The 12,531-nt window shown below is 70.0% G+C and carries 13 protein-coding genes; 7 read left to right on the top strand and 6 right to left on the bottom strand.

Annotated features, from left to right (window positions below):
* Window positions 1-104: 104 nt before the first annotated feature.
* Window positions 105-1,391: a DUF4253 domain-containing protein gene (locus HNR73_RS40985; RefSeq protein WP_184791219.1), complete on the bottom strand. Its 1,287-nt coding sequence runs from the start codon at window positions 1,389-1,391 to the stop codon at window positions 105-107.
* Window positions 1,392-1,504: 113 nt separating this feature from the next.
* Between HNR73_RS40985 and HNR73_RS30910 the strand changes: the two genes are divergently transcribed.
* Window positions 1,505-1,858, top strand: coding sequence for a VOC family protein (locus HNR73_RS30910; protein ID WP_184791218.1), 354 nt, complete (start codon window positions 1,505-1,507; stop codon window positions 1,856-1,858).
* Here HNR73_RS30910 and HNR73_RS40275 read toward each other — a convergent pair.
* A complete protein-coding gene (locus HNR73_RS40275) occupies window positions 1,855-1,989 on the bottom strand; it encodes a hypothetical protein (RefSeq protein ID WP_260337526.1) in 135 nt (44 codons plus the stop codon). The genes HNR73_RS30910 and HNR73_RS40275 overlap by 4 nt on opposite strands.
* A 154-nt stretch (window positions 1,990-2,143) precedes the next feature.
* On the opposite strand from HNR73_RS40275, the gene HNR73_RS30905 reads away from it, so the two are divergent.
* Both HNR73_RS30905 and HNR73_RS30900 read left to right on the top strand, forming a co-directional pair.
* A complete protein-coding gene (locus HNR73_RS30905; protein WP_184791217.1) occupies window positions 2,144-4,534 on the top strand; it encodes a phosphoketolase family protein in 2,391 nt (796 codons plus the stop codon).
* A 327-nt stretch (window positions 4,535-4,861) separates the two neighbouring features.
* A complete protein-coding gene (locus HNR73_RS30900) occupies window positions 4,862-6,580 on the top strand; it encodes a sensor histidine kinase (RefSeq protein WP_184791216.1) in 1,719 nt (572 codons plus the stop codon).
* Between the two features lie 36 nt (window positions 6,581-6,616).
* Here HNR73_RS30900 and HNR73_RS30895 read toward each other — a convergent pair whose 3' ends face one another.
* Entirely contained in the window at window positions 6,617-6,931 is a 315-nt protein-coding gene (locus tag HNR73_RS30895; protein ID WP_184791215.1) for a DMT family transporter, read from the bottom strand.
* 17 nt (window positions 6,932-6,948) lie between these two features.
* Window positions 6,949-7,293 carry a DMT family transporter gene (locus HNR73_RS30890; protein WP_184791214.1) on the bottom strand — a complete coding sequence of 115 codons (345 nt, stop codon included), beginning with the start codon at window positions 7,291-7,293 and terminating at the stop codon, window positions 6,949-6,951.
* A gap of 122 nt (window positions 7,294-7,415) precedes the next feature.
* Between HNR73_RS30890 and HNR73_RS30885 the strand changes: the two genes are divergently transcribed.
* From HNR73_RS30885 to HNR73_RS30875, 3 genes are all read left to right on the top strand, one after another.
* A complete protein-coding gene (locus HNR73_RS30885) occupies window positions 7,416-7,829 on the top strand; it encodes a MarR family winged helix-turn-helix transcriptional regulator (protein WP_184791213.1) in 414 nt (137 codons plus the stop codon).
* A complete protein-coding gene (locus HNR73_RS30880; protein WP_184791212.1) occupies window positions 7,826-8,851 on the top strand; it encodes a hypothetical protein in 1,026 nt (341 codons plus the stop codon). The genes HNR73_RS30885 and HNR73_RS30880 overlap by 4 nt, the downstream gene beginning before the upstream one ends.
* Before the next feature lie 71 nt (window positions 8,852-8,922).
* The gene (locus HNR73_RS30875) at window positions 8,923-10,047 is read left to right on the top strand and encodes a serine hydrolase domain-containing protein (protein WP_184791211.1); all 1,125 of its coding nucleotides are present in this window, start codon (window positions 8,923-8,925) and stop codon (window positions 10,045-10,047) included.
* Between the two features lie 4 nt (window positions 10,048-10,051).
* Here HNR73_RS30875 and HNR73_RS30870 read toward each other — a convergent pair whose 3' ends face one another.
* Together HNR73_RS30870 and HNR73_RS30865 are read right to left on the bottom strand one after the other, a co-directional pair.
* A complete protein-coding gene (locus HNR73_RS30870) occupies window positions 10,052-10,738 on the bottom strand; it encodes a maleylpyruvate isomerase family mycothiol-dependent enzyme (protein WP_184791210.1) in 687 nt (228 codons plus the stop codon).
* Between the two features lie 80 nt (window positions 10,739-10,818).
* Window positions 10,819-11,544 (bottom strand): SGNH/GDSL hydrolase family protein, encoded by a 726-nt coding sequence (locus HNR73_RS30865; RefSeq protein WP_239121949.1) that lies wholly within the window; start codon window positions 11,542-11,544, stop codon window positions 10,819-10,821.
* Window positions 11,545-11,766: 222 nt separating this feature from the next.
* Here HNR73_RS30865 and HNR73_RS30860 point away from each other — a divergent pair, with 222 nt between their 5' ends.
* Complete coding sequence (locus HNR73_RS30860; RefSeq protein WP_184791209.1) at window positions 11,767-12,387, top strand: hypothetical protein; 621 nt, start codon at window positions 11,767-11,769, stop codon at window positions 12,385-12,387.
* The last annotated feature ends 144 nt before the right edge of the window (window positions 12,388-12,531 follow it).

The following is a 12,531-nucleotide window of genomic DNA, read 5'->3' as shown; positions in this document are numbered from 1 at the left end:
CACGAGCGCCCGCCACCCACCGGCGGTCCGGCCCCACGTCAGGCGCGCACTCCACAAACCCCCGCCACAAACCCCCACCACGAATCCGAGACCCGTCGCGAAGGTCAGTCGTTCCACCTGAAGTACCACGCCTTGCTCTTCACCATGTGCACCGCCAGGTCGTCCAGCGTCGGCACACCGGCCGCCAGCAGGTCCGGGCAGTACGCGTACACCTCCTGCGCCAGTTCGACGGCATCGGCCGTCTCGGCGGGCGGCTCGGCGACGTAGAGCTCCAGCACGTCCCACGACATCGCGACGACCTCGACGTCGACGCGCTCGTCCCAGCGGCGCAGGACGGCGGCGTGCTCGGCGCCGAAGATCTCCCAGTTCGTCGACCCCGCCCAGGGCAGCAGGGCCGGGATCTGCCAGCCGTGGTCGGCCTGTACGAGCCCCAGCAGGCCCGGGGCCTTGGCGACCGTGAAGGTCGAGTCGCCGCGCGTCGGCAGCGTCGCGACGCCACGGGGCGGCTCACCGGCCTCGGCGGCCTTGACGCGCAACAGCTCCTCGACGTCCACTTCGGACAGCCGCCCGAGCTCGTCGTCGCCTTCGTGCAGGACGCTCTCGGCGTCGTCGAGCCAGCCGTCGGCGGGCCCGAGGAGCACCGGCAGCCAGCCGGTGCGGTCGTGCACGCGCCGGATCTCCAGCCACCAGCCGAGGGCCTCCTGCTCGGCGACGGGGAAGGCCCACAGCCGCGCCGACCCGCGCGTCGTCACCAGCTGCATGTGCGGCACGGCGACACCCGCCGACCGCAGTGCCGCCCGCGGCGACCCGGAGGCGTCGATCGGCAGGTCCTCGACGACCGCCTCCTCGGCGGGCTCCGGCTCGGGAGCCGCCGGCGGGTCGAGCGTCAGCAGTTCCCGACGGGGCCGCGAGGGCGTGAACAGGTCGGGGAACTCCGGCGTTTTCGGCTGCTCCTCGCGCTCCTCTGCGGCCTCGGGCGCCGACGGCGGCTCCTCGGCAACGGCGCCGCCGCGGAACGGCAGGACCGTCGCCAGGGGCGCCTCGTCGGTGTCGGTCGAGGTCGCGGTCACGAAGAGCACCGGCTGCTCCGGTTCGGTCTCGGGTTCGGCGGTGTCGCCGGGGGAGTCGTCGGCGGAAGTGTCGTGCGGAGCCTCGGCGACGGGTTCGGGCACCTCGCCGGGCTCGGGTGAAGGATCGGGTGAGGCCGTGACGGGCACCTCCGGCACCTCGGGCAGCGGCGCGGCGTCACCGAGCACACCACCGTCCGGCGCGGGCCGGTCCGTGGATTCGTCTGGGCTCGCTTCGGGCGCGTCGGTCGTGTCGGCGACGGCGTCCGCGCCGTCGGCCGGTTCGTCCGCCGGACGCCCGAAGAGCCGCTGAAGGAGTCCCACAATGTCGAATCTTGCCCGCTTGGTACGACAACACGCAACATGGGGCTCGCATATGGACATCGAGATCCCCGTTGAGCCATAAAGCTTCTCAGGTTTCTGCGAGACTCAGGGACATGCTCACGGTCGGAACCGTCGTCCTGGGCGTCACCGACGTCCCGCGCGCCGCCGCGTTCTGGTGCGCCGCGCTGAACCTCGTCCCCCGCGACGTCATCGCCGAGGACTGGGCCGTCCTCGTCCCCGCGACCGGCCACGGAACCGCCATCGCCGTCGGCCTGTCCGGCACGCCGGTCCAGGAACACCCGCGCATCCACCTCGACCTCTACTCGGCCGAGCCCGAGGCCGACATCGAGCGCCTCCTGGCCCTCGGCGCCGTCCGCGCCGACTGGGACCTCTATCCCGCCGACGCCGACTTCACCGTCCTCGCCGACACCGAGGGCAACCGCTTCTGCGTCATCGACAAGAGCTAGCACCGGCCCGACACGCACTGCCCTCCCGGCACCTCGGCCGCCTTCGCGGTCAGCACCCCCGTCACCATCCCCAGGACCAGTCCGCCGACGAGCGCGAGCGCGGCCAGCCGGAGCAGACGCTTCCAGGCCATGACGAATCCCCCTCAGCCCGCGGAGCTCGGGAATCCGCGAACAGCGACAAACTATCCGAAAGAACCCAAGATCACCTAATATCGGCGATACGTTCACCGCGTCGATTGCCCGATATCGCCACGCGCGCGGCCCGATCCGGGCCACAGTGACGGCATGACGAGCACCGAGACCATCGCCCAGGCCGCCCTCGCCCCCGACGAGCTCGCCCGCGTCGAGACGCTCTGGCGCGCGGCGAACTACCTGACGGTCGGGCAGATCTACCTCCTCGACAACCCGCTCCTGCGCGAACCGCTGCGGCCGGAGCACATCAAGCCCCGCCTGCTCGGCCACTGGGGCACCTCGCCGGGACTGAATCTGCTCTACGCGCACCTCAACCGCACGATCCGTGTCCGCGATCTCAACGCCATCTACATCGCCGGTCCCGGGCACGGCGGCCCGGCCCTCGTGGCGAACACGTGGCTCGAAGGGACCTATACCGAGCGGTATCCGTCGATCACCCGCGACCTGGGCGGCATGCGCAAACTGTTCCGGCAGTTCAGTTTCCCGGGCGGGATCCCGAGCCATGTCGCGCCGGAGGTCCCCGGATCCATCCACGAGGGCGGCGAGCTCGGCTACTCCCTCGCGCACGCCTACGGTGCCGTGTACGACAATCCCGACCTCCTCGCGCTGTGCGTCATCGGTGACGGTGAGGCCGAGACCGGTCCCCTCGCGGCGAGCTGGTTGTCGAACACGCTGCTCAACCCGGCGCGTGATGGAGCGGTGCTGCCGGTCCTGCATCTCAACGGCTACAAGATCGCCAATCCGACGCTGCTGGCGCGGATCCCGGAGCAGGATCTGCTCAGCCTGATGCGGGGCTACGGCTACGAACCGCATCTGGTGCACGCCGATCCCGACGACGATCACGCGCGGGTGCACCGGCGGCTGGCGTCGGTGCTGGATCTGTGTCTGGACCACATCAACGTGATCCAGCACCACGCGCGCACGTCCTCGCGGGTGACCCGGCCGCGCTGGCCGATGATCGTGCTGCGGACGCCGAAAGGCTGGACGGGACCGTCGAAAGTGGATGGTGTGCAGGTCGAGGGAACGTATCGGGCGCACCAGGTCCCGCTGTCGGGGGTGCGGACCAACCCCGCCCACCTGGCGCAGCTGGAGACCTGGTTGCGTTCGTACCGGCCCGAGGAGCTGTTCGACGGCGACGGCGCCCCGGTTGAGACGATCATCCTGGCCGCGCCCGCGGGGGAGCGGCGGATGAGCGCCAACCCGCACGCCAACGGTGGTGAGCTGCTCAAACCCTTGTCGCTGCCCGATTACCGGCCGTTCGGCGTGGACTGCCCGGCACCCGGGTCGGTGAACGCCGAGTCCACGCGCGTCCTCGGCAGGTGGCTGCGGGAGGTCATGCGCGCCAACGCCGACAGGTTCCGCCTGTTCGGTCCCGACGAGGTCGCCTCGAACCGGCTCGACGCGGTCTTCGAGGTCACCGACCGGGCGTTCGTTGCCGACATCGAGCCCGGCGACGACCACCTCGCGCCTGACGGCCGTGTCATGGAGGTGTTGTCGGAGCACCTGTGCCAGGGCTGGCTGGAGGGATACCTCCTCACCGGCAGGCACGGCCTGTTCACGTCCTACGAGGCCTTCATCCACATCGTCGACTCGATGTTCAACCAGCACGCCAAGTGGCTCAAGACCACAAGGGACATTCCGTGGCGGCGGCCGATCGCGTCGCTGAACTACCTGCTGTCGAGCCATGTCTGGCGCCAGGACCACAACGGTTTCAGCCATCAGGATCCCGGTTTCATCGACCACGTCGTGAACAAGAAGGCCGAGGTCATCCGCGTCTACCTGCCGCCGGATGTCAACACGCTGCTGTCGACGATGAACCACTGTCTGGCCAGCAGGCACTATGTGAACGTGGTCGTGGCGGGGAAGCAGCCGCAGCCGGTGTGGCTGTCGCCGGCCGAGGCGGACGCGCACTGCCGTCGCGGGATCGGGATCTGGGAGTTCGCCTCCAACGACGACGGTGAGCCCGACGTGGTCATGGCCTGCGCCGGCGACGTCCCCACCCTCGAAACGCTCGCGGCGGTCGCACTGTTGCGGGAACACCTGCCGGAGCTCAAGGTCCGGGTCGTCAACGTCGTCGACCTCATGCGCCTCCAGGACGAGAAGGAGCATCCGCACGGACTGTCCTCAAGGGAGTTCGACGCGCTGTTCACCACCGGCAAGACGGTCATCTTCGCCTATCACGGTTATCCGTGGCTGATCCACCGCCTGACCTACCGGCGCACCAACCACGACAACATCCACGTGCGCGGTTACAAGGAGGAGGGCACCACGACCACGCCCTTCGACATGGTGATGCTCAACGACCTCGATCGTTTCCACCTCGTCATGGACGTCATCGACCGGGTCCCGGGTCTGGCGGTGAAGGAGGCCGCGCTGCGGCAGCGGATGTTCGACGCGCGGCAGCGGGCACGGGAGTACACGCGCGAGTTCGGGGAGGACGCTCCGGAGATCAGCGAGTGGGTCTGGCCCGGCGAGCCGGCCTGAAAGGGGCCGCGCGGCGAAAAGACCCTGCAACGCGGTGTGGCCCCTCTACCCCGGCACGGTAGAGGGACCACACCTCCGCTCCCCGCAAGATCGCGGGCACGGACCGCCATCGGCCGATGACGGGCGTAGTGGGCAGAGTCTTCGGAGGTGGTTCTGATGAACACTTCCTGACTCAAAGAATCCCTCGATAACAGTGCAGCGGGGAGGTCCATTCGTCCTGAACAGCCGGGCCGAATGTCTTGAGTGGACGCCCGGGTCCGTCATCGACCACGCCTGGTGATCATCACGCCACTGGCATGGGGCCCTCATTCTCCGTAACATCGAAGCGTGGCCGAGCACACACCGATCCCTTCGCGCTGGCCAGGTCTCGACTTTCCTCCACTGGGACAGGTCCAGCTCGACGCTCTCCTCGAAGAGCTCCTCACTCGCGTCCGGGACATCACGATCGGGCGCGAGCGCCTCGGCGGCCTGCTGGACGCCGTGGTCAGTATCGGCAGTGACCTGGAGCTTCCCGCCGTCCTCGACCGGATAGTGACCGCGGCCTGCAAACTCGTCGACGCGAAGTACGGCGCGCTCGGGGTCGTCGGCCATGACCGGAAGCTGGTCGCCTTCCACACTCACGGCGTCAGCAAGGAGAAGCGGGAGCAGATCGGTGCGCTCCCTTGTGGACGCGGGATCCTCGGTCTGCTCATCGACGAACCGCAGCCGCTGCGGCTGGCCGAACTCCGCGCGCACCCCAAGTCCTTCGGTTTCCCGGACCACCATCCGCCGATGCGGACCTTCCTCGGCGTGCCGGTGAGCATCCGCGAACGCGACTTCGGGACTTTGTACCTCACCGAAAAGCTGAGCGCGGAGGAGTTCAGCGAGGACGATGAGCGGGTCGTGGTCGCCTTGGCCTCGGCGGCGGGCATCGCGATCGAGAACGCGCGCCTCTACGACGTCAGCCGCCGGCGGCTGCGCTGGCTGGAGGCGGCCGCCGAGATCACCGACGCGGTGATCGGCTCGATCGACCAGGAGGACGCGCTGCGGCTCGTCGCGCAGCGCGCGATGGAGACCTCGAACGCCGCCCTGGCCATGGTCCTGGTGCGCGACCCGGGCGACATGAGCGAAGTCGTCGTCGAGGTCGCGCTGACCGCCGAAGGGGATCTGCCGGTCGCGGGCGACCGGGTGCCGCTGACCGACGACGCGCTCGGCGCGGTCATCGTCGGCCGGAAGCCCACGCAGGTCGAGGATCTGGGGATCTCGGCGGCGTGGCCCAACCCGGTCGGCACCGGCCGGGCGCTGCTGGTCCCCCTGGCCACCAGTGAGACCGCGTACGGGGCGCTCGTCGTCGGGACGGACCGCTCGGTGTCGGTGAACTACTCCTCGGCCGAGATCGGGTTGCTGGAGTCCTTCGCGGGACAGGCCGCCCTGGCGCTGGACCGCAGTCGCGCGCAACGCGACCGGGCGCAGCTGGCGGTCCTCGAAGACCGCGACCGGATCGCCCGCGACCTGCACGACGTGGTGATCCAGCGGCTCTTCGCGACCGGGCTGCACCTGCAGAACGTCGTGCACATGACCTCGCGGCCGGTGGTCGTCGACCGCATCAACGCCGCCGTGGACAACATCGACGCGACCATCCGCGACATCCGCGCCAGCATCTACGCCCTGCACGGTGGCAGTGTCGGGGATCTACGGCTCGGCGTGCACACCGCCGTCGAGGCCGCCTGCGACAGTCTCGGCTTCCGGCCGTCGGTCACCTTGTCGGGCCCGGTGGACAGCGCCGTGCCGCCGGTCGTGCGGCCCGAGTTGCTGGCGGCCCTGCGTGAGGCGCTGTCGAACATCGCCCGCCACGCCGGAGCCTCCACTGTGGATGTGACCGTGGTCGCCGACGGTGAGTCGGTCGAGCTGATCGTCGCCGACGACGGCTGCGGGCTCGGCGAGAACATGCCGCGCGGTGGTTTGCTCAACCTTGCCGAGCGCGCCCGCAGACTCGGTGGTGTGTTCACCACGGAGAACGTCGAGCCCTCTGGCTGCCGACTGATCTGGCGGGTTCCCCTGCTGTGACGGGCGCCCGGCCGTTCTCCGGCCGGGCGCGAGGCTTCACGCGGCCAGTCGCAGCACGACCACGCCGCCCACGATGGACAGGAACGAGACCACCTTCGCGACGGTGATCCGCTCCTTGTAGATCAAGGCTCCCAGCAGAACCGTGCCGACCGAGCCGATACCGGTCCAGATCGTGTAGCCGACGCCGACGTCGAGGGTCTTCAAGGCGAGGCTGAGGGTGAACACGCCGGCCGCGGCCGACACGATGGTGAACACCGAGGGCCACAGGCGCGTGAACCCCTTGGTGGCGTTGGTTCCCAGGGCGAAGGCGATCTCGAAGACGATCGCGATGGAGAGGTAGATCCAGGCCATGACGGGCTCCTTGGTGCTCAGGCCTGCGCGGCCGTGGTCGTGGTGAACTTGTCGGCGAGCTTCAGGCCGAGCACTCCGCCGATGATGAGCAGGAAGGCCAGCGCCTTCCAGCCGTTCATGTGCTCGTCGAACAGGACGGTCCCGAAAACGACCGTGCCGACCGAGCCGATGCCGGTCCAGACGGTGTAGCCGACGCCGACGTCGAGGGTCTTCAGTGCCAGGCTCAGGAAGAAGATGCCGCCCGAGGCCGCCACGATCGTCAGCACCGACGGCCACAGTTCGGTGAAACCGTTGGTGGCGTTGGTGCCGAGCGCGAACACGACCTCGAAGACGGCGGCGATGAGGAGGTAGATCCAGGCCACGACGGCCTCCATTCATTACATGTACATACAACTTCGTACTGCGGGAGTGAGTATGTATGTACATGTATCCTGGTGTCAAGGCGGGGCCGCGCTTCCGCCGTTTCCGCAGCCGGGAGGCCCGTATGACCGACGACACCGCACTCTGGCGCGACGTGGTCGCCGTCCACGCCCGCGTCGAACAACGCCTCTCCACCGCCCTCCAGCGCGGCCACGGCCTCGGCCTTTCCGAGTACCGCGCCCTCGCCGAACTCGCCCCCGCACCCAAGGGCGAACGGCGCATGCAGGAACTCGCCGACGCCCTCGGCCTCAACCAGAGCTCGGTGACCCGACTGGTCAACCGCCTGCACGACGCCGGATTCACCTACCGCGACGTGTGCGCCGACGACCGCCGCGGCGTCTACACCGTCCTCACCGACGACGGCCGCCGGCGCCACGCCGAGGCCCGCACCACCTACGACACCACCCTCACCGAAGCCCTCGGCGAACTCACCGAGGACGAGGCGCTCGGAAAGGTCATGCGTAGGCTGCGCGGATGAGGATCGAGGACGCACGCGCGGCCGCGAGCGACTGGCTCGCGGCCAACGCCGGGACGATCGACGGGTTCGCCGGCGCCTACCTCAGCGGTTCGGCGGCCTATCTCGACGCCGGCGCTTCGCTTGGCACCGGGTCCGATGTGGACGTCATGGTCGTGGTCGACGGTGACCTCCCCGAGCACAAGCTCGGGAAGTTCACCCACGACGGTGTCCTGCTGGAGGTGACGTGGCTGCCGTCGGCCGACTTCGCCGACGCGGCAACGGTCCTGGCCTCGTACCACCTCGCGCACGCCTTCAGCCGCGACGGGATCCTCGCCGACCCCTCGGGACGGCTGACGCGGTTGCGCGACCTCGTCGCGGCCCGTTTCGCGTCGCCGGAATCGGTGCGCGCCCGCCGCGACTCCGCCGCGACAGCCGTGGCCCGGGGAATCGGAGCGGTCGACGTCGGCGCCCCACTGGCCGACCGGCTCATGCCGTGGATGTTCCCGACGGGCGTGACCTGCCACGTCCTGCTCGTCGCCGCCCTGCGCAACCCGACGGTACGGCTGCGCTACCTCGCCGCGCGGGAAACCCTGGCCGCGCACGGGATGCGCGACCGCTACGAGGAACTCCTCGCCCAGCTCGGCGCCGACTCCCTGACCGCCGCCCGGGTCGCCGAGCACGTCGACGCGCTCGCGGTCACCTTCGACGCGGCCGCGTCGGTCTCCCGCACACCCTTCCCGTTCAGCAGCGACATCAGCGCCGCCGCCCGCCCCATCGCGATCGACGCCTCCCGCGAACTCGTCGCCCGCGGCGACCACCGCGAGGCCGTGTTCTGGATCGCGGCCACTTTCGCGCGCTGCCACCAGATCCTCGCCGCCGACGCCCCGGAACATCACCTCCGGCGCCTCCCCGCCTTCGAGGCCCTCGCCGAGGATCTGGGCGTCCCCGACGGGCCCGCACTGGCCGCCCGGATCGCACGCACACAGGCGTACCTGCCGGAAGTGGCCGAGATGTCGGAGAAGATCATCCGCGACGTGACCTGAGGAACAGTCCGGAATCCCCGGCCGGGGCCCCAGGTTGGCCACCGGTGTCCGTCCCGAGCCGAGGAGCCGCCATGACCACCACCGAAGTCCACGGCACCGTAGCCGCCGGATACGAGAAGGTCCGCGACGCGTTCACCACCGCCGTCACCGCCGAAGAGGACCTCGGCGCCCAGCTCGCGGTCTACGCCGAGGGGAAACCCGTCGTCGACCTCTGGTCCGGCCCCGGCGTCGACGGCGACTCCCTCTTCATCAACTACTCATCCGCCAAAGGCGCCGCCCACCTCGTCGCCGCCCTGCTCGTCCAGGACGGCGCCATCGACCTCGACGCGACCGTCGCCGGCCACTGGCCCGAATTCGCCGCCGAAGGCAAGGGCCGCGTCACCTTCCGCGAACTCATCGCCCACCGCGCCGGGCTGATCGGCGTCGACGGCGGCTTCACCGTCGCCGAACTCGCCGACGACCGCGCGCTCGCCGCCCGTCTGGCGGGCCAGAAGCCCTACTGGGAACCGGGAACGGGCTTCGGCTACCACGCCTACGTCATCGGGGCGCTCACCGGCGAGGTGATCCGCCGCGTCACGGGCCGCACGATCCAGGAGTGGTACGAGGAGCGGATCCGCGTCCCCTACGGCCTCGACTACCACCTCGGCCTGCCGTCGGAGCTCGAAGCGCGTTTCGTGCCCGTCGAGGAGATGCGCGAGACGCCGCCCGCGGGCCCGGATCCGCAGAGCCTGACCGGGATCGCCTTCAACCTCAACCATCCCGAACCGACGAGCCTCGTCGACTACGGCAACAGCCGGCTCGTGCACGCGGGCGGCCCGACCTCCAGCGGCGGTGTCGGCAACGCCCGCGGTCTGGCCAGGATGTACGCCGCCACACTGTCCGAAGTGGACGGTCGCGAACGGCTGCTCCGCCCCGAGACCATCGCGGAGTTCGCCGGGATCTCCATGACCGGAACAGATCTGGTCACCGGCCAGCCCGACCACTTCGGTCTCGGCTTCGAGGCGGTCGCCGCGCGATACACCGCCGTCGGGCCCGACGCCTTCGGGCATTCCGGCGCGACCGGGTCCTACTCGCTGGCCGACCCGCGCAGCGGCGTCGGGTACAGCTACCTGCGCAACCGTTTCAGTGCCGGCGGTGGCGGCGGATCGCCGGAGAACGGCGAGATCCTGCGCGCGGTGGTGGAGGCGGCGGGCTGAGGCCTCAGGGCACCAGCGGCCCGTCGAGGATCCGCTCACCCGCGACACGATCGCCGTTCCAGGCGACACCGTCGCGGGAAACCCTGCCCCACAGCAGAAGCAGCAGATCCTCGGCGCGCCCCGACAACCGCGCCACCGGCTCGCCCGGGCCGTAGGTCCAGCTCCCGTCGACGTCGGTCGCGTCCAGCCGCACGGCCGCCGTCGGCGCCACGGCACGGCCGCGCGCGATCTGACGCGGCGCCATGACCTCGAAGACCTCGGCCACGCCGTCGGCGGCCAGCGCCGGGTCGATCGGAGAGATCCGGCCGAGCGCGAGCTCGGCGTCCCGGCGATGGACCAGGACCTCAAGGGCGCGTCGGCGCCGCCAGAAGCCGACCGATCCGTTGCCGTGGAAGGACCACGCCGGGGCCGCCGGGTCGGTCGAGAGTGCGGAGACGAGCATGTCGGACGAGTCGTCGTACCAGGACAGGAAAGCGGCACGGCCGGCCGGAACGGGCGAGTCCGGATGATCGCCACGGCCTTCGGTCACGGCGGTGGCGGCCCAGCGGTTCCCGTGCCCCATGTGCTCGGCGAGCGCACGCAGATCCCAGTCTCCGCAGGTGCTCACGGGGGCGGCGAGATCGCCGTCGAGGCAGGACCGGAAGGTCTCGTGTTCGGCGACCAGGTGCGCCAGGTGCGCCTCGCGGTCCACCTCAGTCCCGCCGCTGCCTGCGGATCCACATCCCGAGCATCCACGCCGCGAGGAGCATCAGGGTCAGGCAGCCGACCGCTTTAAGAAACATCGTCGCTCCAGGGGCGCAGGTCGGGTCTCTTCGGGACGATCGTGTCCCCCGAGGACTTGCCGGTCAGCCGCCGTTTCACCCACGGCGCCAGGTGCGTCCTCGCCCACGCGACGTCGGACTTCCTCGACGCGACCCAGCCGGCGCGTGGCGCGGGGTCCAAAGGCGCGTCCCACAGCGGATCCGGGTCGACCTTCAAGGCGGTCAGCACGTGCGAGGCGACCCGCCGGTGCCCGGCGGCGGACAGATGCAGCCGGTCGATGCTCCACATGCGACGGTCGTGGAAACCCTCGTCGTGGAAGAGGTCGATGAGGATCGCGTCGTGCCGGACGGCGACCCGGTGGGTGGCGTCGTTGAGGGAGCGCACCCGCTGTGCGATGAACCGCCGGGCCGGCAGCACCTGGCTGACGTCGGCGGCGGTGAACAGCACGACCGTCGACCCGATCGCCGACAGCATCCGCACGACCTCGTGCAGCCGCGTCGCCAGCGTCACCGGGTTGAAGCCGCGTCGCAGGGCGTCGTTGCCGCCCGCCGCGAACGTGACCAGCTCCGGCGCCGAGCGCAGCGCCATCGGCACCTGCTCGTCGACGACGGCGTCGAAGAGGCGCCCCCGCACGGCGAGGTTCGCGTAACGGAAACCCGGCGTGACCTCGGCGAGGCGTTCGGCGACAAGGTCGGCCCAGCCTCGATAAGTACCGTCGGGGCGCGCATCGTCCATGCCCTCGGTGAAGCTGTCACCGATCGCCACGAAACTCGACCACACGTCCCTCGCGCCCGACACCCGCCGCCTCCTCGCGCCGATTCCCAACTCGCCGGTAGGTTGCCCAGTGTTGCACCCGCTCCGGCCCATCGCCATGATCGAACCAAATCGTGATTTGGTGGCGCGCGCCCCATCAACGATGATGTGGGGGACACCTCACCCCCGATCGAGAGGACGGCGATGCACGAGAGCTGGCCCGAAGAGGCCTCGGTGACCCATTTTCTCGGCAAACCTCCTCGGCCGACCCGGATCACGGTCGCGGCGGTGTCCTTCGGTGTGACGGCCGTGCTCAACCTCGTCATCACCGGGATGTACACCTCCGCCGGCGAGAGCGCGTCGGGCAACTGGCTGCTCAACCCGGTGGACGACCTGACCTCCATGCCGCCGCTGATCTTCGGTCTGGTGACCGTGGTGTGGCTGGGGCTCATGGGGTTCTTCGTGTGGCGTGGTGCCGGATGGGCGCTGAAGCCGGCGAAATGGACCGGTCTGGCCGGAGTCGTGGCCTGCGGGCTGCTCGGGATCGTCGCCATGCCGGGTATTTCGACGGTCACGAAGTCCGAGGGACTGCTGACCTTCTACGCGGTCCTGGCGCTGATCAACACCGCCGCCTACGCCACGGCCGCGCTGTCGCTGGTCGGCCGCAACGCCTCCGACTACTTCCGCAAGCGCCCCGAAGGCGGCGACGCGGCGCCCGTGCCGCGGCAGGTCCAGCACCCGCAGGACAACCCCTTCGGGCAGATGGAACCGCCGAAGTTCGACCCGCCGCCCTTCGAGCCGCCGAAGTTCGGCGACCCGCGGTAACGGGCCGAAGGTCCCGGGCTTCCATGCCCTAGGGACCTGTCGGCGGACCGTCACTCCGAGCGATGCTGTAGGGGACCAACGGCCGAGGGCCGGGGCTTCGGATGTCGACAGCGGCACCGGAGCAGTAGGTGACCAGCGAGCAAG

The organism is Phytomonospora endophytica (genome assembly GCF_014202425.1).
Lineage (GTDB): Bacteria > Actinomycetota > Actinomycetes > Mycobacteriales > Micromonosporaceae > Phytomonospora > Phytomonospora endophytica.
The sequence above is the reverse complement of the archived record's forward strand: the minus strand, read 5'-3'. Positions and strand labels throughout refer to the sequence as shown.

What these genes read in the sequence shown, in the direction of transcription:
- HNR73_RS30910 (WP_184791218.1), top strand. Translation starts at nt 1,505, where the DNA reads ATGCTCACGGTCGGAACCGTCGTCCTGGGCGTCACCGACGTCCCGCGC.
- HNR73_RS40275 (WP_260337526.1), bottom strand. Translation starts at nt 1,989, where the DNA reads ATGGCCTGGAAGCGTCTGCTCCGGCTGGCCGCGCTCGCGCTCGTCGGC.
- HNR73_RS30905 (WP_184791217.1), top strand. Translation starts at nt 2,144, where the DNA reads ATGACGAGCACCGAGACCATCGCCCAGGCCGCCCTCGCCCCCGACGAG.
- HNR73_RS30895 (WP_184791215.1), bottom strand. Translation starts at nt 6,931, where the DNA reads ATGGCCTGGATCTACCTCTCCATCGCGATCGTCTTCGAGATCGCCTTC.
- HNR73_RS30885 (WP_184791213.1), top strand. Translation starts at nt 7,416, where the DNA reads ATGACCGACGACACCGCACTCTGGCGCGACGTGGTCGCCGTCCACGCC.
- HNR73_RS30880 (WP_184791212.1), top strand. Translation starts at nt 7,826, where the DNA reads ATGAGGATCGAGGACGCACGCGCGGCCGCGAGCGACTGGCTCGCGGCC.
- HNR73_RS30875 (WP_184791211.1), top strand. Translation starts at nt 8,923, where the DNA reads ATGACCACCACCGAAGTCCACGGCACCGTAGCCGCCGGATACGAGAAG.
- HNR73_RS30865 (WP_239121949.1), bottom strand. Translation starts at nt 11,544, where the DNA reads ATGGACGATGCGCGCCCCGACGGTACTTATCGAGGCTGGGCCGACCTT.
- HNR73_RS30860 (WP_184791209.1), top strand. Translation starts at nt 11,767, where the DNA reads ATGCACGAGAGCTGGCCCGAAGAGGCCTCGGTGACCCATTTTCTCGGC.